Origin of the sequence: Hahella sp. CR1 (assembly GCF_029813005.1) — a bacterium.
Lineage (GTDB): Bacteria > Pseudomonadota > Gammaproteobacteria > Pseudomonadales > Oleiphilaceae > Hahella.
The window spans coordinates 986,387-1,006,300 of sequence record NZ_JAPELK010000001.1; the positions used below are offsets into that span (position 1 = coordinate 986,387).

Here is a 19,914-nt window from a genome sequence, read left to right on the forward strand (position 1 = left end):
AACCTAGCGGAAAAATGACGAATTATGGCGACGCCTGGCCTCAGAACCAGTTTGTGTTTTGAAAGTAGGCGCCGAACTGATCGAACAGGCCGACGATGATGGCGTAGCGGGCGCCTTTGCCGGCGAAAGTGAGGAAAACAAAGATGGGCAGACGTATACGCATGAGGCCGGCGATGAAGGTCAGTGCGTCGCCGAACAGAGGCGCCCAGGCCATGAGCAGGGACCACACGCCATAACGTTGAAACCAGCCCTGCGCGGGGCCCAGGTTTTTCTCCTTGAAGGGAAACCAGCGCCGGTCCTTGAAGTGCAGAAGATAACGCCCCAACGCCCAATTAACGACGGAGCCAAGAGTATTGCCGACCGTGGCGAACACCCACAACAACGCTGGATCGTAGCCAGCGGTGAGCAGGCCGGCGAGCATGATTTCGGAATAGGCGGGCACCAGCGTCGCCGCCAGAAAGGCGATGAAAAACAGGCTGAAGTAAGCTTCCACTGCGAGCGCCTATTGGGAGTACACGCTGACTTCGATCAGGTTAAGGTCCGGATCGTTGAAATAGACGGAAGTAATCGCGCCCATCGCGCCGCTTTTGGTGACGGGGCCTTCCACGATATCGACCTGTTCCGCCTGCAGATGGGCGATGACGTCTTCCAGTTTCCACTGGGTGATTAAACACAAGTCTCCAGAGCCGACGCCCGCGCGATTACGGGTTTCCTGTCCCAGGGTCTGCAGATTGATTTTCTGCATGCCGAATTTCAATGCGCGGCGTCCCGCGGCGAAGGTGACAGGCTCCATCTGCAGGACGCGCTGATAAAACGCAACGGAACGCTCGATATCCGCAACGGTGAGGACAATATGGTCGATATGGCTGATCATCCGAAAAATATCCCGTTTTAAGAATTTTCAGAATCTATATGCTGGATTTGTGAAATCGGTGAGTCAATCTTTTGAGGACAAAAGAATTCTGGCTCTTACCAATTTTGTGGAAGGGAGTATAATCGATCTCCTAATCGTCGTTCGGACCGGGAAGGGCCGACGGCAGAGTTGCGCGGGAAAGGCCTCTGCGCCTCCCGCAGTGAAATCAGGAATAAGGCTAAGGAAGCACGCGCGACCAAAGCCGCATAGTTAAACATGGAAAGGGAGAGATCATGCAGTCAGGAGAAAGAACTACCGGCATGGTGAAATGGTTTAATAACGCAAAGGGATACGGTTTCATTGAAAGCGCCGAAGGCGATGTGTTTGTACATTACAGCGCCATCAGAAAAGACGGCTATAAAACGCTGCGCGCAGGCAGTCATGTGGAGTACGAAGTGCAGCATTCATCCAAGGGCCTCTTCGCGCAGGAGGTTAGCAGCTCGGAGTAAGTTAGCGGACTAACTTCTATATTTGCCCGGATAAAGAAAGGGGGAGCCAGAGGCTCCCCCTTGTCGTTTCTGGCTTTCACTGACTAACCCGCCTGAGTGCGTTATTTAAGTGAAAGCAAGAATGCGCGCATTGTTATTTGCGGAAACATCTCCGCATGCCCAGTCCTAATAGTCCTGTCATGAACAACGCCAGCACGGAAGATTCGCTGACAGGCGTCGGCGGCTCAATACGCAGGCTGGTGGTGATATTGAAGTTGGACTGAGTGGTGTGACGCTCGGCGAAAAAGATATCGAGATCGTAAACGGTGTCTTCCGCCAAACCCAGCCCCAGTAAATCAGAGCCGCTGAAATGGCCATTGGTCGGGCCGTGTACGCCGCCCAGGTCCATCACCAGTTTGCCGTCGATAAACACCCACAGGTCGTCATCACCGGTGAAGTCAAACAGGTCCATTTCCTTGAAAGAGGTTTTGCCTTCCAGGTGCATGGCGAAGTGATAGTTGTGGCTGCGTCCTTCATTGCCGGACAGCTCACCGTCGATAGGGAAGAATGCGGAATTGCTGTACGAGTACATGCCGCTTCCGTTGTCCGCCAGATTCAAGTCCACGGACTTGGAACCGTGGGAATCAGTCCACCAGTTGTCGAAGCTGGCTGCGCTCTGCACGCCGCCGTAGCCGCCCGTACCAATATAATCAGGTAATCCGTCTGAGCCTAATGTGGAAGCCAGCATGCCTCGTTTAAGGCCGCTGACGACGTCTTCGAAGTCGGCTTCAGAGGCGACGTGATCGTAAATGGTTCCGGTCAGCAGGTAGGCTTGTGTGGCTCCGCTTAGAGAAAGCGCCAGAGTGGCTGCGATAAGGGTTGGATACTTACTCGGCTTCATGCCTTTATCTCCTTTCTGTCATTTATCAACATCAATGTTGCTGACTTCCGTCAACGAAGCGGAATACAGCACAAACTAGGCCGAAAAGCCTAAACAGGCGTAAATCCAATGGTCTGTTACATATAGGAGAAAGGCGAAAGGAGACAAGTTGTAAAATATCTCGACTCTCTTCGCCGCAAGATTAGCTAATTCTGTAAATGCCCGGAGAATAACGCTTTTTTAGTCTCGGTCCGGTGCGCCGAGAGGAAAGTTTTTGCAATAGGGGCGGGCTTCCTCCACGGCTCTGGCGAAGGAAGGACGCGTCAGCAGTCGTTGTCTGTATGCAATCAAACTGGTGTGTTCGGGCGGAATTGCATGCGCCCAATCAGCGTAAAAGAGAGCGGGCGCGGCGGCGCAATCCGCCAGGGTGAAAGTATCCCCGGTCGCCCACTCACGTCCCGTCAGGGTGGTATTTAGCCAGGCATAAGCCTTATCCAGCTTTTGCTTCGCCTCCGCAACGCCTTGTAGATCGTGAGCGCCTTCTTCCCGTATGTGGTCATATACCAGCTTCTGCATCGGCGTCATGACATAGTTATCGAAAAAGCGATCCATCATGCGCACGGGCAGGGCGGCTTTAGGATCTTTGGGTATCAATGGCGCAGGCCCTGGATAATAAAGATCAAGATGCTCAATGATCACACTCGACTCCACAACAGTTATCCCCTGGTCCACCAACACAGGAAACTGCTTCATCGTCCACAGGGCTTCAAGCCGTCGCCACGCCGCCATATCGTCGTGAGCGACCAGACAGAACTCAAACGGCGTCTGGTTTTCGTAAAGCGCGGTTAACACTTTCTGGCAATAGGAAGAAAAAGGATGCGCGTAAAGCTGGAGTGACATAATCGATTCCCTGGTAATAAACGTGTAGCTCAAACCGCCGTAAAAAGTCGGCGAAGTATAAATCCTTGTCGTTTGAGCTTAGCTGGAATCGACAGTGGTTTTATGGCTATATCTATGAAATACCCAGAGATAGGAAAGAATTCTCCTTAAATAAACAAAAGAACTTCATACAGGAAAAATTGTAATGTTATCGTGCAATTGGATGATCGAACCTTTCTATTATTCGTGGTTAGAATTGGTTCTAGAAATTATTTAAGCTAAGTTTTTCTGAGGTGCTCATGGCTGAGTTACTTTTGTATGATGGTAAGCAATTGCATTGGAACGATCCGGGGGATGGGCGTGCCTCTGAGAGCTATAAAGCTACTTCGGGAATGAACCATCCTAGTATTGGGAACTTTCAATCAACCGCCCATGTTTGTGTTGAAGAGCATGGGCCTGTGCCTCCCGGGATATATACCCTGAAGTTATGGATGGACTCATCTCCGGCAAGTATTGACCCCAAGACATGTGCTCTCCAACCATCATGGAAGATCCAAAGTATTCCGAGAGGGAGTGCGGCGAAAACACCTTACCTGGATTGCGAGCCTTATGTAGCGAATTGGGGGTTGCATAGAGTTAGGTTTGAGCCTGCAGATAGTGCCACGAAAGCCATTTGTGCTCCTATTTTTCGAGGGGGCTTCTACTTACATGACTCAGTCAAAGGTTTCTCGCATGGGTGCATCGAAGTAGAAACACGGTTCTTTACTCGTTTAAAACAGTACGCCTCAAAAGGTTTTAAAGAGAGTATGAAACTGAAAATTGCGTACGCTTATACTTCAACCTATGGAGGAACCAAGGCTCTGCCCTGATAGGATTAACAGGGCCCGCATTGGAGAAAGAATAATGAGTAAATACATACGAATACTTTTTCTATTCACGTCCATAGGCAGCGTTGGAGCCTGTCAGGCTAATGGGCATCGTGCGGATCTCTCCATTGAGCGGTTCCAGTTTTCCAATAAATTGGAGGCATGTCTTGAACTTAAGCCTGCGAAGGTTCAAGAAGACGACGACCGCATTACACTGCTTGCGGATGTCGCGCTGCATGACAGCATTGCCTCCTGTACCTGTATGAGTGCGCTTATTAACTATCAGGTGGTGGATGAGTTTGAGGTGGATGGCGTCAAGATTGAGGATGAACTGACACGAGCATTTAAAAACACAGCGCTAATCCAGGAAAAACATTTAAGCTTCATTATCTCAACTGAACCTGATTATGAGTTTAAAGGGCATGTCTCAGTTCGAGTCAGTTGTCGACCTGCACTGTAATTTGCACCCGGAGCGCCAAATTCTGGCGAGTTACCCCTTCACAATCAAATAAGCCCCACTCCCCACAAGTACCGCGCCTGCGGTGGTTTTGGCCGCGCTCGCCATGGGGCTGTTAATAAATCTCGCGGTTATCTTTTGCGCCAGGCGGGCGTAGAGGAGCTTTACGCCGCCGACGGTAATGACGGTGATCGCTATGATGGCGGTTATGTCGGGCGCGGTTAGGGATGACATGTCCACGAAGACAGGGAACAGGCTTGAGTAAAACAATATGGCTTTGACATCTCCCAGCGTCAGCAACAAACCTGCGCTGAAACTGGTCGTCAGGCGAGATTTTGAAGACGCTGTAAACCTAGAGTCGAGGGCCGATCGCGAGCGGATCAGGCTGAGTCCAAACCAGATCAAATAGGCGCCCGCCAGATAGCGGATGACCAGAAAAAGCCCTCCCAGGGTGTCCGCCAGGGCCGTCATGCCCAGAATCGCCAGATAGACGAATATCAAATCGCCACAAACCACGCCTGCCGCCACCGCTGCGCCATGAGCAAAGCCGGACACGGATGAACGAGCGACCACCAGCGCCACGCTGGAGCTGGGAATCGCCGCCAGGGCGAGCATGATCAGGCTCAGACTGAGTGCGTTGAGCGCGTCCACAAGGTTTAATCTTCTCTGCTTGCAACGGAAAATGATTTAAGGAAAAGAATAGCCGACTCCTCCCTTGACCTGTCTATAACTTCATACCTCAAAGTAGCTTTCGTCGGCTGCGCAGCTGTACGTTTTTCACTGAACTATCGGGAGAGGAATCATGAGCGATACTGTGATGAATAAAGCGCAATGGGTGGAAGTTCTGCGGGCGGCGGGTTTGGATGAGGATGCAATGCGGCGCTGGCATCGGGAGTTCGAAGCCCGTTATCCGCAGGCGCATCAAAGCCTGTTGGAATGGTTGGGGATTTCCGCGGAGGAAATAAACCGCATCCGGGCCCTGTAGGATACTGACTAGAAACACAAAGCGGTCGTTATGACCGCTTTAATTGAACGGCAAAATGATGAGGCGGATGCATGTACACCATTGGTCAGATGGCGCGTAAATTTGGCGTATCACGCAGTACATTGCTGTATTACGACTCTATCGGGCTGCTGAGTCCCAGCGCCCGGAGCGAGGCCAATTACCGGCTGTACTCCGAGGCGGATTTCAGCAGGATGGAGAAAATCGCGTTTTATCGCGAGGCGGGACTGCCTCTGGAAAACATTGCCGACGTGCTGGCGCAACCCCAGGACGGCGTGCAGGTTATTCTTGAGCAGCGTCTACAGTCGATTAACCGGGAAATACAGCGCCTGCGCGCCCAGCAACAGGTCATCGCCACTATTTTGAAGACTGAGCGGGGGCGCAAGAAAAGCCGTATTATCGACAAGCAGGGCTGGGTGGCCATGCTGGCGGCGGTGGGGTTGGATGAAGCGGCCATGCGGCAATGGCATGTGGAGTTTGAATCCATGTCGCCGGAAGCGCATCAGGATTTTTTGGAATCCCTGGGCATACCGGCGGAAGAAATCAAAACGATTCGGCATTGGTCGCGCAATGGGAGATAAGTCCGACGTTGTCTAAAACTAAAAGGAATCTGTAAGGAAGTTGCATGTACGAAGTGGTTGAGAAAGTCGCGGAAGTGGATGATTTCATGCGTTTACGTCAAATCTCTGGTTTGTCCCCAAGACCCCGGGACGCGGCGGTGAAAGGCCTGCCGCGCAGTTTGTTCGGCGTGTGCGTGATGCTGCAGGAAACCTGCGTCGGCATGGGACGTGTAGTCGGCGACGGCGCGCTGAATTTTGAGATTGTCGACGTCGCCGTGGACCCGGAGCATCAAGGCAAAGGGCTCGGGCGGAAAGTGATGGAAAGCATCATGGAGTACTTGCAACGGGAAGCCCCGGACGGGGCTTATATCACGCTGATGGCGGATGTGCCGGAACTCTACACCCGCTTTGGTTTCAAGCTGACGCGTCCCGGCAGCGAAGGCATGTACATCGTCAAAGGGCGCTAACCCTCCCGCGTCGGATTATCTCAGGCCTCAGTTAGAGGCCTGTTTCATATCCGGTTTTCTCTCCGCCATGTGCTTCAGATAGGCGATGAGGTCGTCGATTTCCTCGTCTTCCCAGATGTTGTCCTTCACCCATACCATTTTCATATCGGACCACTTGCGCACGGAGGTGGGGTCTTTGATGAACTGCTTGAGCGCGGTTTCATTGAAGTACTCCGTGGGGTTCATCGGCTGGTTCAGGTCCGGTCCCAGTTTCGCTGCGCCCTGGCCATTGATCTGATGGCAGTGCATGCAGCGCGCTTTGTACACCTGAAAGCCTTTGCGCGCGGGGTCGTTGGCGGCGAGATGGCCGGATGGCAAAAGCGCCGGAAAGATGCGCGCGAAGTCATCCTCCACGTCCAGCGAACTCAGTTGATAAGGCCAGAACTCAGGAGGAATGGCGGACTTCTCCGGGTTGCTCCACACGAGGTAGAAAGGCCCGGCGCTTTGTTTGGACGTGTTAGCGCCCTTGGGCAGTGGCGGCCACTTCTTATCATCGGGCTCAATCGCCAGATAGGCGCGGGCGGCGTCAGGATTGTCATTGAGCAGATACTTCTTCTCCAGCACGCCAGAATAGCCGTCGAGGCAGGTGAAAATGAGCACGGAGGCGTCGGTCAGGTCCATGTCCTGCAATAATATGGAGATGGGAACGGCGTTAATGGAGATGTTTTGGTCGGGATAATTGAGAAGGGGGATATTGAGCACTTGTCTGGCGGGATGGTTCAGTAACTGGCTTTTGCTCCAGTGCGCCTCCTTATCCCCGGCGCGGATGGTGAACCCCGCTTCGCTCCTGGCGTAACTCAGCGAATGCAGCGCGGCCAGCAATACGCCCAGAATTATCGGCAAAAATGATTTGTTCATACTTGATCCTATTATTTTTTAATTATGCTTCCTGAACTTGAGGTTGCGCGGCGGACACAGCAGGACCGACCCGAAGGCGCCGACGCAGAGCTAAAATTACTCGTTAACAGGCTGATAAACAAGATGAAACAGTCTGGGTAGGGGAAGGCTTTGGCAGGCGATAATCTGGAGAGGTCAGGACGTGAATTAGCAGTCTTGCTGCGAACAGGACGGAGGACAAAGGTCGGCGCAGGGGCCGACCTGATGAGCGTCAGGCGTTAGCTACTTTCAGCAGGATTTCCCGGAACTTGCCATGCTCGCCGTTATTGAAGTTCTTGGCGTTATCCAGCAACCCATTGACCATTTTGTCGCTGGAGTGGAACAGATAACTCTGCTTGCCAATGTATTCCGCTGCGAAGGTTTTCAACGTATCCACGTACTTCACGCCACGGTCAAACTCATACTGAGAAATCACATAGCCGTTATCGCGGAACATATTCAGGAAGTGCATCTTGTCGCCGCAAATGCCGCTGTTCAGCGTGAAGGCGGCGATCAAGGCGGACTTGTCCACATAGCCTTCGAACCAGTCCTTGAAGCGGATGGGGTTCTGGTGCACGCCGCGGGTTTTGCCCGAGCCGATGTAAACGTTCCAGTGTGAGCGCGCCTCTTTGCAGAAGTGGCGGATATGGGCGATTTCACGCAAACGCAAGATGAACAGGGTGACGGTTTCCAGACAGGTGAACACCAGATTCATCACCGCGCCGGTAATGCCGCCGATGATGAACGTGGAAGCGGAAAACGCGCCTTTGAGCGCATCGTAAAGACCCGCGCCCATGCCTTTGCACATCTGCATGCGCAGGGCGTCGCAAATCACCTGGGGATGGCCTTCCAGCACATTCACGCCACGTCCGCGCCACCAGGTAGTGACCGCTGTGACGGCGTGATCGGTGGTGTTCACCAGGCCTTTGAAAACGTCCATACTGCCTGCCACGTAAGGAGCGGCGGAGGAGGCGAACTTCACTACAATCGCCTTGATGACCGTTTTGATGGCGGTCATGGACAGCGACACCTTGTCTTTGAACTTGGACTTCAACGCATCCACCAGTTTGCGGCAATAGTCTTCAATCCAGTGCAGCGCTTTCATGAATACATTACGACTGGCGCCGGTTTCCGCCAGATAACCGGACCCTTCCACCGCTTCGATGATCTTTTGCCCCGGCAGCATCACGTAGCCCATGTTCACCCGTTTGCTGGTCAAACTCTGGGCTGCTGCTGTATGGCCGTGGGAAGTAAGGATTTCCGAGTGCATGCGCATGCCGGCGGAAGCAATGTTGATGGCTCCGGCGGCGAAGGCGCTGATCAGCGTGTCGTGCAAATGTGTGTGGGACCAGAGGTAGACGGCTCCCAACCGGGCGTGATCCAGATCGCGTTGATAAACCTTTTTGAGGTCGTTCAGCTCAGGGCCTTGTCCGGCCATCTTTTTACTGAGCTCTTCAATGGCGCCGTGTCGGTTGCGCACGCTATTACGCCATTCGCCGTTGGGACCCTTGCTCTTCTTCCACTCCTCCAGCTTCTGATTCAGATACCATCTTTCGGCGCCGCCGCCGAACATCTCGTAGGATTTGATGTGGCTGTCCAGCTGTTTAAGGAGGCGACTGCGTGGCTTGCCCGTGGCTGCAGTCCGCTTCATCCATTCGTCGTACGAAATTAAATCGCTAGGCATTATTTAGTTCTCCTTATTTAATGCTGAATGCGCGATAACTCGCCCGCTGGGGAGGGGACCCCGATTGCAGGCGCTAATTTTCAAGACGCTCGAATCAACCGTACCTGACGCTCAAGACTGATCAATAAACTGCTGGACCGACTACACTTTGCGGCTGGGCGCGGTCCGGTATGACGAAGAACTCCCGCTCTGTTCGGCATGAGATTGGATTACCAGAGCGATGCGGACTCCCGCATACCGTCCGGCGGTTCAGTTCCTTGGTTGCGACAAACCACTGTGATCCAACACCGTTGGTTTTCCTAAGTATTTATTAAGGAAAAACATAGAGTTCAGTTATCTGTCGCGGGACTAATCCGTCGTTGTTTCGAAGGTAGCAAACTTGTTTTGGCTGGAGAACTAGGTATTTATACACCTGTTTCTTAAATCCGTTGAATATAGGCGGGTAAGAGGCTTATAAGTAATTGTTGCTTGGTCTTATGGGTTAGACCTTTAAAGGTTGTTTGACTCTTGTCGTACTCGTTAAATATACCTGACTAATTAACTTTTTATTTAATTAGATGTTTCTTATTTAAAAGTTTTATTTATGTTTAAGTTGCTGTTATTAAATTAATTTTGTATTTATATCTCTTTTTCGTGACGGCTGAAAATGCTTGGCGTTGTCCATTCTTTGTCTGACCAGAAGTCTAAAGAAAGAACGGACAACTGGAAGTGAAAATAGACTTTCACGAAGGCGAGATCAGGGATGAGTTAGTTATATATGTTTAATGTACAAATGTGATGTTTGTCACATTGTGGCGGTGGGTTTCAAGTCTGTTTGGGGAGTGGCGATGAATGTTTCGTTTTCCCTAAAGGAAGTCGCATTTTTTAACCGCGAAAAGTAGCGGCGTCGCCAGGTGAACGTCTTTTCCGCCTGACCAGGCCGCTACTGTGTTCTACGCCTGAGTGCGGCGCACTTTCCGCGGCGTCGCCGGTTTGACCTTGGGGCGATAGATATGCGCCTGCGCTGCGTCGTAAAGATAAGACTCGTTGAAGTCCTCGCTGGCCAGCACTCGTCCCACCAGAATCAGCGCGGTACGGGTGATTTTGGCGGCGCGCACTTGCTCCACGATATCCGCTAACGTGCCCAGGATATGCTGCTGATCCGGCCAGCCCACCCGATAACAGACGGCGACGGGGCAGTCTGAGCCGTAATGCGGCGTCAGGTCCTCGACAATCTGATGCAGGCGGGTGACGCCCAGATGTATCGCCAGAGTGGCGCCATGTTGCGCCAGAGAGACGAGGTTCTCCCGCTCGGGCATGGGCGTCTTGCCGGCGTAGCGGGTCAGGATGACGGTCTGGGAGACCCCGGATAACGTCAGCTCTTTGCCCAGCATGGCGGCGGCGGCGCTGGTTGAGGTGACGCCGGGAATGACTTCAAAGGGAATCGCCAGCGTTTGCAGTCGACGTATTTGTTCGCCGATAGCGCCATAGATGGATGGATCGCCGGAATGAATCCGCGCCACATCCAGTCCGCGCGCATGGGCGTCGACGATCAGTTCCAGAATTTCATCCAGATTCAGGGGCGCGGTGTCGGTGATCTCCGCCTCAGCGTCCGCCTGCGCCAGGATTTCCTCCGGCACCAGCGAACCAGCGTAAAGAATGACCGGGCTGCGTTGAATGATGCGCTGCCCCTTGATGGTCAGCAGATCCGGGTCGCCGGGGCCGGCGCCGATAAAATACACGGTCATGGCGCGACGCTCTCTGGTTGGGTGAGCTTGCGGGCGTAGCCTCGCGGCGTATACACCCATTGCTTGTCGCCATTCTGAAAACAGCGGGTGGCGCTGCTGCCAACCAGCACCAGGGTCAGCATGTCCACTTGCTCCACATCCAGGTCCGCCAGCGTGCAGACGCTGACGCGCTCGTCCTGACGGGTCAGGTTGCGGCCCAGTATCACCGGTGTGTCGGCGGGACGTCGCTGTAACAATAGTTCCTTGGCGCGAGCCAACTGCCAGCGACGTTTGCGGGAGACCGGGTTGTAGAAGGCGATGACGAAATCCGCCGCCGCGACGGCGCGAATGCGGGTCTCGATAGTCTCCCAGGGCGTCAGCAAGTCAGACAGGGACACGGCGCAAAAGTCGTGACCGAGGGCGGCGCCCATGCTGGCGGCGGCGGCCTGCATGGCGCTGACGCCGGGCATGACCTGAATGTCGACCTGACGCCAGTCATGATCGTCTGCGCCTGTTTCGGCGCCGCTGAGCTGACGCTCCAGCAGCTCGAATACCAGGGTCGCCATGGCGAAAATGCCGATGTCACCGCTGGAAATCAGCGCCGTGGGCTTGCCGGCGGCGGCCAGATTCAGCGCCAGCCGGGCGCGCTCGATTTCCTCGCCCAGGGGCAGGTCGTGCAAGGTTTTGTCCCGGGTGCGCTCACCCAGTAACTCCAGATACAGGCCATAAGCCACCAGATCGCTGCTGGCGGCGATGGCCTGCTCCACCTGGGGTGTGATCATCAGTTCCGAACCTGGGCCGGAGCCCAGTACATAAAGTCGTTTCATTCTTCTGTCTTCCGCGATGAATAGCTGCGGGCGACGGCGCAGGTAGCGCGTCGGTTTTTGTGTTTGGGCAGCGCCAGTTCCGCTGGCGCGCCGCTCAGTCGGGCGGCGGAGGCGAGGGCGGCGGCTTCCGCCACCCCGTAAACGCCGGTTTCCCTGAATACGATGTCGGACTTCTGCGTCAACTGTCCCTCGAACGCGGACAACTGCGCCGGACTCCAGGTCTGATAGGTCCAGTTGCGGCGGCGGGCGAGTTCGATCAGACCCACTTCATCCGCTTTGATATCGATGGAGGCGAGGGTTTGAATCTGCGATGAGATCAGCCCCATTTGCGCGAGACATTGATCCGCCAAATCTTCCAGCGCCTCCAGCGGACAATGCCGCTCACACCCCATGCCAAGCGCATACACTGGCTCCAGATAGGGCTGCGCAGTGGTCAGCGCCAGTTGGGCGTTGAGGCGTTCCGCGATCTGGCGTCCCCATTCATTGGCGCCGCCTTCATGGCCGGAAAGCAGTGGAATGACGAAACGTCCGTTTTCATCCAGCACCAGCACCGGCGGGTCCTGATACTTGTCCTGCAATACCGGCGCGAGGGTGCGCACAACAATACCTGCGGCGCAGATAAAGATCAGCGGCTCGCCCTGCTGAAACAGGCTCTGCGCTGTTTCCTGAAAGGGTTTTGGCTTGTAGTGCAACGCCATTGGCGTTGGCGACAAGATCTGCAATCGCTCCGCCAGGGCGCGTCCCGCCGGGGTCAGGGCGATAATCGCCGTCATTGCGCCCCCTTGCGGCGACACACCAGAAACATGGAGAAATAAGGCCCGGGCTCGTCATCCAGGGTGGTCACGTCGCGCACGACGCGCTGCTGGGTCTGGGTGAGGTGCTCCAGATACACCGCGTCCCGGGTGCGGCCGGTGGCGGCGATCAGTTCCAGTACCCGACTGCGTTTGCGTCCGCCCTTGAGGATCGCCAGATTATCGAAGCGGGACAGGGCGTCGAGAAGCTGCGCATCCGGACAGCGGGCGCTGATCACCGCCAGATTCTCGTGCTGCAACGCCAGGGGCAGCAGCGTAGCGGAGGCGGCGGCCTGGGGCGAGCTGATCCCGGGAATGGAAACACAGGGATAATGCGATGCGAGACGCGCCAACAGATAGGCGAAGGAACCGTAAAACAGTGGGTCGCCTTCGCACAGAAACGCCACATCCAGACCCTGATCCAGCAAGCGGGCGATGCTGGCGGCGGCTTCATCATAAGCCTGTTCCGCCTGTCGCCGGTCGCTGCACATTTCGATGCGAATCGGCAGTTGCGTTTGCGCCTCAGTGCGCAGATGTGGCGATGCGATTTGCTTGGCCAGGGAATGGCCGTCGCTGTTGACGATGTATGCGAGCGCATCCGCCTGCTGCAGACGGCGTATGGCCTTCAGCGTCAGCAGCTCCGGGTCGCCGGGGCCGACGCCGACGCCGAAAAACACGCCGGTGGATATGGGTGTCGTCATGAAGAAGATGTCCGTTTGCTGAACTTGACTAACGTGACCGGCAATTGCGGCCGCATCAATAATTGTCCCGCCAGGGGCTCCCCCCGGCTGACGGCGATTTGCGTCCATTCGGCGTCGCCGTCCTGCAGGCGCGTTTGAAACTGCAGCAGACGGCTTTTGCTGTCCTCGGTGACCGCGCTGGCCACCAGGCGTCCGCCAGGGGGAAGCTGTTCCCAGCAGTGGCGCAGCAGCGTATCCATCTCGCCATCGCTGCCGCCGATGAACACGACATTGGGGCGAGGCAGGTCCGCCAGGGCGTCCGGCGCCCGTCCCGCCACTATGTGCAGGTTACGCACAACGCCAAAGTGTTCGCGGTTGCGCTGCAACTGGCGCAAGCGCTCTTCGTGGCGCTCGATGGCGTAAACCTGTCCCCGCGGGTTCCAGCGCGCCCACTCCACCGCCACGCCGCCGCAACCGGCGCCAACGTCCCAGCCGATATCATCGGCGCAAGGCTGTAGCAAAGACAGGATGCACAGACGCACTTCACGCTTGCTGAGCATGCCTTTGCCGGGCTCGCCGTCAGTATGGAAATCCTGGTCCGCCATACCGGGAAATTCAGGCAGGACGCCGCCCGGACCAGCGGTCTGCAGCAGCGTCACATGCAGGGCGTGGACGTCCGGTGGTGAAGCAAGCAGTTCCGCAACGGAAAACTCGCGAATGCGTTGCTCGGGATAACCCAGTTGCTCGCACACCCACAACGTCGAATCCTGCATACCCCATGCCTGCAAGGCCTGGGCGATCGCCTGAGGATGACTGTGCTGGTCCGTCAGCAGCGCATAGCGGCGGCGATTGCGCAGCTGAGCGCGCAGACTGGCGAACGGACGTCCGTGCAGGCTGATCACCTGCATGTCATGCTCATCCAGCCCGACTTCATGACAGGCGGCCTGAACGCTGGAAATCTGCGGGTAGAAACGCAGCTGCGAGGGCGGCAGATGGCGGTTGAGCCAGTTGCCGACGCCGAAAAACAGTGCGTCGCCGGACGCCAGCAGGGCGATCTCCTGTTCGCTATCGCTGCTTAGCAACTCCAGCAGTCCGCTGAAGGGAGAAGGCAGCGGCGCAGTGCGGCCTTGGCGCGGATAGCTCGCCACGGTTTGCAACTGTCGTTCAGAGCCAATGATCAGATCGGCGCGACGCAAGGCTTCCTGCGCCGCGGCGCCCAGCAGGGCGCGTTCGCCGACCCCCAGGCTGATGACATGCACCAAAGGGCGATGCAAGGCGGACTGACTCATCAGAAGTAAATTCCCCGGCTGATGCGCAATAACGCGTTGAAGGCGGAGGCGGTGAGGGCGCTGCCGCCCTGTCGCCCCAGTAAGGCGATCGCTTGCAAACCAAGTTCGTCGCAATGACGCCAGAGCGCGTCCTTCGATTCCGCCGCGCCCACGAATCCTACCGGCATGCCGATGACCAGCGCCGGTTTGGGAGCGCCGTCGCGCACCATTTCCAGTAAACGGAACAAGGCGGTGGGTGCGTTGCCGATCAGCACGACGCTATCCGCCAGCAGAGGGCGCCACAATTCCAGTGCCGCCATGCAGCGGGTTTCGCCGCGAGCCTTGGCCAAATCCGGTGTTTCCGGCGCATTCAAAAAGCAGTGAGCGGGCGTCTCCAGCATGCGTTTGGTGAGGCCGTGGCGCACCATTTCCACATCGCACAGCACCGGCGCGCCAGCGCGAATGGCGGCGAGTCCCGCCTCCACGGCGCCGGGAGTGAAGCGCAACTGCGCCATGATCTGCGGATCGCCGCAACTGTGGATCAGGCGCATCGCCACCTGGGCTTCGTCCTGAGTCAGCGAAGTCAGGTCGGTCAGCTCACGAATCTGGCGGAAACTTTCCCGTTCAATGGCCAGGGGATCTTTATCGTAGTCGAAGTGCATAACCCCTCAGGATTTCTCCTCATCATGGTCATGACTGTGATCAGCGTGATCATGACTGTGGTGATGTCCATGGTGGTGATGGCCATGGCCGTGATGGTGGTCATGATGATGGTGGTGATCGTGATGATGACTGTGTTCGCCATCGGTGCCGATGCCACGCACATGGTGATGATGACCTTCCTGCGGCAGACCCACCTTGTGTTCGTTGCCGACGATCTGCACCCGGTACTGACACATCTGACAATTCATGTTCGGGCTGCCTTTTTCGATCTCTTCCAGACGATCGGCGAACGTATCCAGGATCAACGGATGATCATTGAGGTAAGGCGCTTTCACTACTTTCACGTCGGGATATTCGGACTGATAGCTGTCGGCCCAGTCGTAGATCTTTTTCACCAGACGTCCGGTAAACAGGAAGTAGGGGAACACGATGACCTGCTTGAAGCCTAAGCCGTGCGCGCGCTTCAGCGCATCGGGAACCAGCGGCGTGGTGACGCCGCTGTAGCAGGTGATGGCCCAGCCGAAGCCCATGCCTTCCTCCAGCATGCGCGTGATCTTGCTGATATTGGAGTTGGCGTCCGGGTCGGAAGCGCCGCGCCCCACCACCACCAGCAGGGTATCCTGGCGGGAGTAGCCTTCGCCGAATTCCGGCTCCGCCTCCTCAATGCGGTCGCGGGCGGCGCGCAGCATGTTGGGATTCACGCCCAGCTCAGCGCCGTAGTTGATGCTGACGCCCTCGAACTCTCTTTGCAGCGTGTTGAGTTCGCTGGGAATGTCGTTCTTGGCGTGGCCCGCCGCCATCAGCATGCCGGGAATGGCGCTGATGCGGGTGGCGCCCTGTTTCACCAGTTCATCCACGCCGTCGGCGATGACCGGGCGGGCGAACTCCAGAAAACCGGTGGCGCAAAGGCGGTCCGGAAAGCGTTCGCGAAAATGTTTGGTCAGCTGATGAAACTGCTCCACGGCTTCGTTATCGCGAGAACCGTGCCCGACAAATAAGATGGCGGGTTTATCGCTGTTGGACATGATCGTTTTCCTCTCGTGTGCTGTCTCGGGCGCAGGAAGGCCCTCTATCAGAGTGTTTGTTATAGGTTTGATCCAATGGGCGAAGCGGGAGCGTCATGGCGGCGCAGTGCTCGATAAAGCGCTCCAGATCGTCAAACTCCCGTGTCGCCGCAGGTGTCGGCGGACGCCGCAGCATGAACACCGGCAAGCCCCGCTCCGCGGCGACCTGTAATTTGGCCTCAGTGGCTGCGCCGCCGCTGTTTTTGCAGACCAGGGTGTCCACGTTGAAGGCGTCGAACAGATCTCTCTCTTCTTGCAGCGCGAACGGCCCGCGCGCCTGGATGAAGTCCAGGTCGTCCTGGGAGGCGAGCATGGCGGGCGCCGGCAACGCGGAGCGAATGAGCCAGCGCTGCTCCGCCGGCTGCCCCAGAGACTCCGCCTGCGCCAGCAATGGAAAGGCGCTGCGCCCCAGGGTGAAAAACGGCCGTCGATAATCTTCAAGGCGGCGCAACAGATCGTCGCCGCCGTCCGTTTCGATCCAGCGATCCTGTGGTCCCGGCCGCCAGGGCGGACGTTGATAGCGCCAGCAGGGAATCTCGCAGCGCCGCGCCGCTCGGACGGCGCTGGAAGAAATCGTTGCAGCGTAAGGGTGAGTCAGGTCCGCCACCGCCATGATCTGATGGTCGCGGAGGTAGTTCGCCAGACCGCTGACGCTGTCTGCGCCGAAGCGCGCAAAGCCGCCGCTGATAATCGGGTAGGGGGCGTCGTGGCGCTCCAGGAGTCCCGCGAGGCTGTAAACCAGCGGGACGCCCTGGGCGTGCAGTCGGTCTGCGCAGAGTTTGGCGTCACGTACGCCGCCAAGTATCAGCAAAGTCATAAGTCTTCTCCCCCGTAAGCGCCTACCGGCAGGCCCTGACGATCGATCGCCACCACTTCCAACTGCATGCTGTTATGCATGGTGTAGGCGGCTTTTTCCCAGGCGCGACGGCAGATCAAATCGCCCAGGGACAGGTCGCCGGCCAGACGCAACGCCTCGATACTGGTGTTGGCGGCGCGCATGGCGGCCAGGGTGTCCGGCGCGGCGCCCAGGGATTCGGCGGCGTCGGCGAGGAAGCCCAGATCTATTTCCGAGGCCTTGCTGTGCAGATCCAGATGCCCGCAGGCGAGTTTGCTGATCTTGCCGAAACCGCCCACCAGCGTGAGTCGGCGCAAAGGCGTGCGGCGCAGGTATTTCAACAGGGCCCCGGCGAAATCGCCCATTTCGATCAACGCCATGTCCGGCAGGCCGTAGTGACGGCGCGCGTAGTCTTCGCTGGCGTTGCCGGTGCAGGCGGCGATGTGGTCGTAACCGTTGGCGTGGGCCACGTCCACGCCCTGATGGATGGAGGCGATATAGGCGGAGCAGGAAAACGGCCGCACGATGCCGGTGGTTCCCAGAATGGAGAGCCCGCCCACAATGCCCAGACGCGGATTCATGGTCTTTTGCGCCAGGGCGGCGCCATTCTCCACGCCGACCGCCACATCGAAAGCGCCGTTGTAGGCGCATTCGTCCGCCAGCTCCAGCAGATGTTCGCGAATCATGCGGCGCGGGGTTGGATTGATTGCGGGTTCGCCTACCGCCAGGGACAAACCATCGCGAGTCACCGTACCGACGCCGTCGGCGGCGGAGAAGCGCACTTCTCCTGCGCCGGTTCCCAGGCTGGCGATGACGAACACCCGGGCGCCATGAGTGACGTCAGGGTCGTCGCCGGCGTCCTTAACGGTAACGGCGTAAGCGCTGTGCAGGTCGAGGCGGCGACACTCGGCGATGGGCAGACGCACTTTCTTGCCTTTCGGCAAGGTGACTTCGCATTCGTCACAGGATTTTCCGGTCAGCAGCAGGCGGGCGGCGGCGAGGGCGCAGGCGGTGGCGCAGGTCCCGGTGGTCAGGCCTGTGCGCAGCGGCTGCTGGCGTTCGGGGCTCTCCCGCCACATGCCTCAGGCTTCCGTCGCGCCCGGCCGGAACAGGTTGGCCACGGCGCCGGGATTGGAAGGGAAGAACAGGTGCAAATAGGTGGCGGTCAGGCCTTTGCTGCGCACAATGACTTCACCGGGAGCGGGATGACGCTGACGGCGGCCATAGGCGATGGGCGGCAGAGTTCCGTGGCTGCGGGAGTGATGATGGGCGTGAGCGCGCACGTCGCCTTCCGGCAAAGGCGCTGTCTGCATGCCCTGGCAGCCGCGCTTGGCGCGCATCTCCCCTGCGCCGGGAATCAGTCCGGCCATGGCGAAAATACGATCCTGCTGATCGGTGAGCGTTTCCTGCGCATACAGCATGCCGCCGCATTCAGCGAGCATTGGACGACCGTCCATATAAAAACGTTTCAGCGCCGCTTTCATGGCCTGATTGGCGGACAGGCGCTCGGCGTGCAGCTCCGGATAGCCGCCGGGCAGCCACAGCGCATCCGCAGGCGGGGGTTCGCTGTCCTCCAGAGGAGAGAAGAACAACACCTCCGCGCCCATTTCCTGCAACAGACGCAGGTTGGCGGCGTAGATAAAGCTGAACGCTGCATCCCGGGCGACGGCGATGCGCACTCCGGTGAGCATCGGTCTGACGGCGGGCATCAGCGCGGGCTTGAACGTGGCCGCGGCGGGCAAATTGGCAAGCGGCGTATGGGCGATGGCGGCGGCGGCCTGATCCAGGCGCTGCTCCAGTCCCTGCTGCTCATAAGGCTGCACCAGACCCAGATGCCGCTCCGGCAGGGCGATGGCGTCATCGCGAAATATTCCGGCCAGCAAAGGAACCTGCGAGGGCAGGCTCTCGGCGATCAGCGACAGATGACGCTCGCTGCCGAGGGCGTTGGCGATAATGCCCACACACTGGAAATCGCGCCGGTAATTGGCGAGTCCATAAGCCACTGCGGCGGTGGTCTGCGCCATGCCTTTGGCGTTGATCACGACGGCGACGGGAAGGTTGAAGCGGGCCGCAAGGTCGGCGCTGCTGGGCTCGCCGTCCAGCAAACCCATAGCGCCTTCGATCAGGATCAGGTCGGCTTCGCGGGCGGCGCGATAGAGCTGGTCGCGGCAATATTCTTCACCCGCCATCCACAGATCCAGCGGCTCCACCGGCGCGCCGGAAGCGATCTGCAAAATCTGCGGATCAAGGTAATCCGGACCGGTCTTGAAGACGCGCACCTTGCGTCCCTGATTGCGATGATAGCGCGCCAGGGCGGCGGTGACGGTGGTTTTGCCCTGGCCGGAAGCCATGGCGGAAATAAACAGAGCGGGACAACGGGCCTGCATCAGTGCGCTTTCTCCATCAATCTTCACTCATCATCAAAATTCGATACCCGCTTGCGCTTTCACGCCCAAACGGAACGCATGCTTTTCATCCTGCACCTGACTGATGGTGTCGGCGATGTCCTGCAACTCTGTCGCCATCGTGCGTCCGGTAATCATCACATTCTGGTGCTGGGGGCGGCTTTGCAGCGCCTTGACCATCGGCTCCACCGGCAGGTAGCCGTACTTGACCATGTAGCTCAACTCGTCGAACAGCAGAAAATCATAGCTGCCGTCCGTCAGCAGTTGCTCCGCCAGGGCCCAGGCCTGACGCGCGGCGTCGATGTCCTGCTCGCGATCCTGGGTTTCCCAAGTGAAGCCATGTCCCATGACATGAAAGTCCACCCGGGGATGATCTTTGAAAAACAGGTACTCGCCGGTGGCGTTGCGGCCCTTGATGAATTGAATCACCGCGCAGCGATGGCCGTGGCCGAGGGAGCGCGCCATGGTGCCGAAGGCGGAGCTGCTTTTGCCTTTGCCATTGCCCTTGAGCAGGATCAGCACGCCGCGCTCTTCCTGGGCTTGCGCGATGCGCTCGTCAATGATGCGCTTCTTGTTGGCCATGCGACGGCGGTGTTTTTCGTTTTCGTCCAGCATCAGTCGTA

24 protein-coding genes are annotated in these 19,914 nt (G+C 57.5%); 6 read left to right on the top strand and 18 right to left on the bottom strand.

Annotated elements, in window-relative coordinates; translation table 11 throughout:
* Positions 1-40: 40 nt before the first annotated feature.
* A complete protein-coding gene (locus ONV78_RS04425; RefSeq protein ID WP_216739340.1) occupies positions 41-493 on the bottom strand; it encodes a YqaA family protein in 453 nt (150 codons plus the stop codon).
* Positions 494-502: 9 nt separating this feature from the next.
* A complete protein-coding gene (locus ONV78_RS04430; protein ID WP_279501429.1) occupies positions 503-874 on the bottom strand; it encodes a VOC family protein in 372 nt (123 codons plus the stop codon).
* A 272-nt stretch (positions 875-1,146) separates the two neighbouring features.
* Between ONV78_RS04430 and ONV78_RS04435 the strand changes: the two genes are divergently transcribed.
* A complete protein-coding gene (locus ONV78_RS04435; RefSeq protein WP_127973940.1) occupies positions 1,147-1,362 on the top strand; it encodes a cold shock domain-containing protein in 216 nt (71 codons plus the stop codon).
* 133 nt (positions 1,363-1,495) lie between these two features.
* Here the strand turns inward: ONV78_RS04435 and ONV78_RS04440 are convergent, their stop codons facing one another.
* Positions 1,496-2,242, bottom strand: coding sequence for a fibro-slime domain-containing protein (locus ONV78_RS04440; RefSeq protein ID WP_279501430.1), 747 nt, complete (start codon positions 2,240-2,242; stop codon positions 1,496-1,498).
* Between the two features lie 219 nt (positions 2,243-2,461).
* Positions 2,462-3,121 carry a glutathione S-transferase family protein gene (locus ONV78_RS04445; protein ID WP_279501432.1) on the bottom strand — a complete coding sequence of 220 codons (660 nt, stop codon included), beginning with the start codon at positions 3,119-3,121 and terminating at the stop codon, positions 2,462-2,464.
* A 278-nt stretch (positions 3,122-3,399) separates the two neighbouring features.
* Here ONV78_RS04445 and ONV78_RS04450 point away from each other — a divergent pair, with 278 nt between their 5' ends.
* Both ONV78_RS04450 and ONV78_RS04455 read left to right on the top strand, forming a co-directional pair.
* A complete protein-coding gene (locus ONV78_RS04450) occupies positions 3,400-3,969 on the top strand; it encodes a hypothetical protein (RefSeq protein ID WP_279501435.1) in 570 nt (189 codons plus the stop codon).
* Between the two features lie 34 nt (positions 3,970-4,003).
* Positions 4,004-4,426, top strand: a complete 423-nt coding sequence (locus ONV78_RS04455) for a DUF2195 family protein (protein ID WP_279501437.1) — start codon at positions 4,004-4,006, stop codon at positions 4,424-4,426.
* A gap of 30 nt (positions 4,427-4,456) precedes the next feature.
* On the opposite strand, the gene ONV78_RS04460 is transcribed toward ONV78_RS04455, so the two are convergent.
* Entirely contained in the window at positions 4,457-5,074 is a 618-nt protein-coding gene (locus ONV78_RS04460; protein ID WP_279501439.1) for a LysE family translocator, read from the bottom strand.
* Between the two features lie 151 nt (positions 5,075-5,225).
* On the opposite strand from ONV78_RS04460, the gene ONV78_RS04465 reads away from it, so the two are divergent.
* The 3 genes from ONV78_RS04465 to ONV78_RS04475 all read left to right on the top strand — a co-directional run bounded on the left by ONV78_RS04465 (position 5,226) and on the right by ONV78_RS04475 (position 6,453).
* Positions 5,226-5,408, top strand: coding sequence for a hypothetical protein (locus tag ONV78_RS04465; protein ID WP_216739345.1), 183 nt, complete (start codon positions 5,226-5,228; stop codon positions 5,406-5,408).
* A 71-nt stretch (positions 5,409-5,479) separates the two neighbouring features.
* Positions 5,480-6,007, top strand: a complete 528-nt coding sequence (locus ONV78_RS04470; protein WP_279501442.1) for a MerR family transcriptional regulator — start codon at positions 5,480-5,482, stop codon at positions 6,005-6,007.
* A gap of 44 nt (positions 6,008-6,051) precedes the next feature.
* Positions 6,052-6,453 (top strand): GNAT family N-acetyltransferase, encoded by a 402-nt coding sequence (locus ONV78_RS04475; protein ID WP_279501443.1) that lies wholly within the window; start codon positions 6,052-6,054, stop codon positions 6,451-6,453.
* Positions 6,454-6,480: 27 nt separating this feature from the next.
* Here the strand turns inward: ONV78_RS04475 and ONV78_RS04480 are convergent, their stop codons facing one another.
* The 13 genes from ONV78_RS04480 to cobO form a co-directional block, all read right to left on the bottom strand.
* Complete coding sequence (locus ONV78_RS04480) at positions 6,481-7,350, bottom strand: cytochrome c (protein ID WP_279501445.1); 870 nt, start codon at positions 7,348-7,350, stop codon at positions 6,481-6,483.
* Positions 7,351-7,600: 250 nt separating this feature from the next.
* Positions 7,601-9,052: a hypothetical protein gene (locus ONV78_RS04485; RefSeq protein ID WP_216740085.1), complete on the bottom strand. Its 1,452-nt coding sequence runs from the start codon at positions 9,050-9,052 to the stop codon at positions 7,601-7,603.
* A gap of 932 nt (positions 9,053-9,984) precedes the next feature.
* Positions 9,985-10,779, bottom strand: coding sequence for a precorrin-4 C(11)-methyltransferase (cobM, locus tag ONV78_RS04490; RefSeq protein ID WP_279501760.1), 795 nt, complete (start codon positions 10,777-10,779; stop codon positions 9,985-9,987).
* Positions 10,776-11,585, bottom strand: coding sequence for a precorrin-3B C(17)-methyltransferase (cobJ, locus tag ONV78_RS04495; protein WP_279501448.1), 810 nt, complete (start codon positions 11,583-11,585; stop codon positions 10,776-10,778). The genes cobM and cobJ overlap by 4 nt, the downstream gene beginning before the upstream one ends.
* The gene (locus tag ONV78_RS04500) at positions 11,582-12,358 is read right to left on the bottom strand and encodes a cobalamin biosynthesis protein (protein ID WP_279501449.1); all 777 of its coding nucleotides are present in this window, start codon (positions 12,356-12,358) and stop codon (positions 11,582-11,584) included. Before ONV78_RS04500 ends, cobJ begins: the two co-directional genes overlap by 4 nt.
* The gene (gene cobI / locus ONV78_RS04505; protein ID WP_279501450.1) at positions 12,355-13,077 is read right to left on the bottom strand and encodes a precorrin-2 C(20)-methyltransferase; all 723 of its coding nucleotides are present in this window, start codon (positions 13,075-13,077) and stop codon (positions 12,355-12,357) included. The genes ONV78_RS04500 and cobI overlap by 4 nt, the downstream gene beginning before the upstream one ends.
* Positions 13,074-14,345: a precorrin-6y C5,15-methyltransferase (decarboxylating) subunit CbiE gene (cbiE, locus tag ONV78_RS04510; RefSeq protein ID WP_279501451.1), complete on the bottom strand. Its 1,272-nt coding sequence runs from the start codon at positions 14,343-14,345 to the stop codon at positions 13,074-13,076. Before cbiE ends, cobI begins: the two co-directional genes overlap by 4 nt.
* Positions 14,345-14,986 carry a precorrin-8X methylmutase gene (locus ONV78_RS04515; RefSeq protein WP_279501453.1) on the bottom strand — a complete coding sequence of 214 codons (642 nt, stop codon included), beginning with the start codon at positions 14,984-14,986 and terminating at the stop codon, positions 14,345-14,347. The genes cbiE and ONV78_RS04515 overlap by 1 nt, the downstream gene beginning before the upstream one ends.
* Positions 14,987-14,992: 6 nt before the next feature.
* A complete protein-coding gene (locus ONV78_RS04520) occupies positions 14,993-16,012 on the bottom strand; it encodes a sirohydrochlorin chelatase (RefSeq protein ID WP_279501456.1) in 1,020 nt (339 codons plus the stop codon).
* A complete protein-coding gene (locus tag ONV78_RS04525; protein ID WP_279501458.1) occupies positions 15,996-16,868 on the bottom strand; it encodes a precorrin-6A/cobalt-precorrin-6A reductase in 873 nt (290 codons plus the stop codon). The genes ONV78_RS04520 and ONV78_RS04525 overlap by 17 nt, the downstream gene beginning before the upstream one ends.
* Positions 16,865-17,965 (bottom strand): cobalt-precorrin-5B (C(1))-methyltransferase, encoded by a 1,101-nt coding sequence (locus ONV78_RS04530; RefSeq protein WP_279501460.1) that lies wholly within the window; start codon positions 17,963-17,965, stop codon positions 16,865-16,867. Before ONV78_RS04530 ends, ONV78_RS04525 begins: the two co-directional genes overlap by 4 nt.
* Before the next feature lie 3 nt (positions 17,966-17,968).
* Positions 17,969-19,273 (bottom strand): cobyrinate a,c-diamide synthase, encoded by a 1,305-nt coding sequence (locus tag ONV78_RS04535; RefSeq protein ID WP_279501762.1) that lies wholly within the window; start codon positions 19,271-19,273, stop codon positions 17,969-17,971.
* Between the two features lie 33 nt (positions 19,274-19,306).
* The gene (gene cobO / locus ONV78_RS04540) at positions 19,307-19,906 is read right to left on the bottom strand and encodes a cob(I)yrinic acid a,c-diamide adenosyltransferase (RefSeq protein WP_279501462.1); all 600 of its coding nucleotides are present in this window, start codon (positions 19,904-19,906) and stop codon (positions 19,307-19,309) included.
* Positions 19,907-19,914 lie beyond the last annotated feature (8 nt).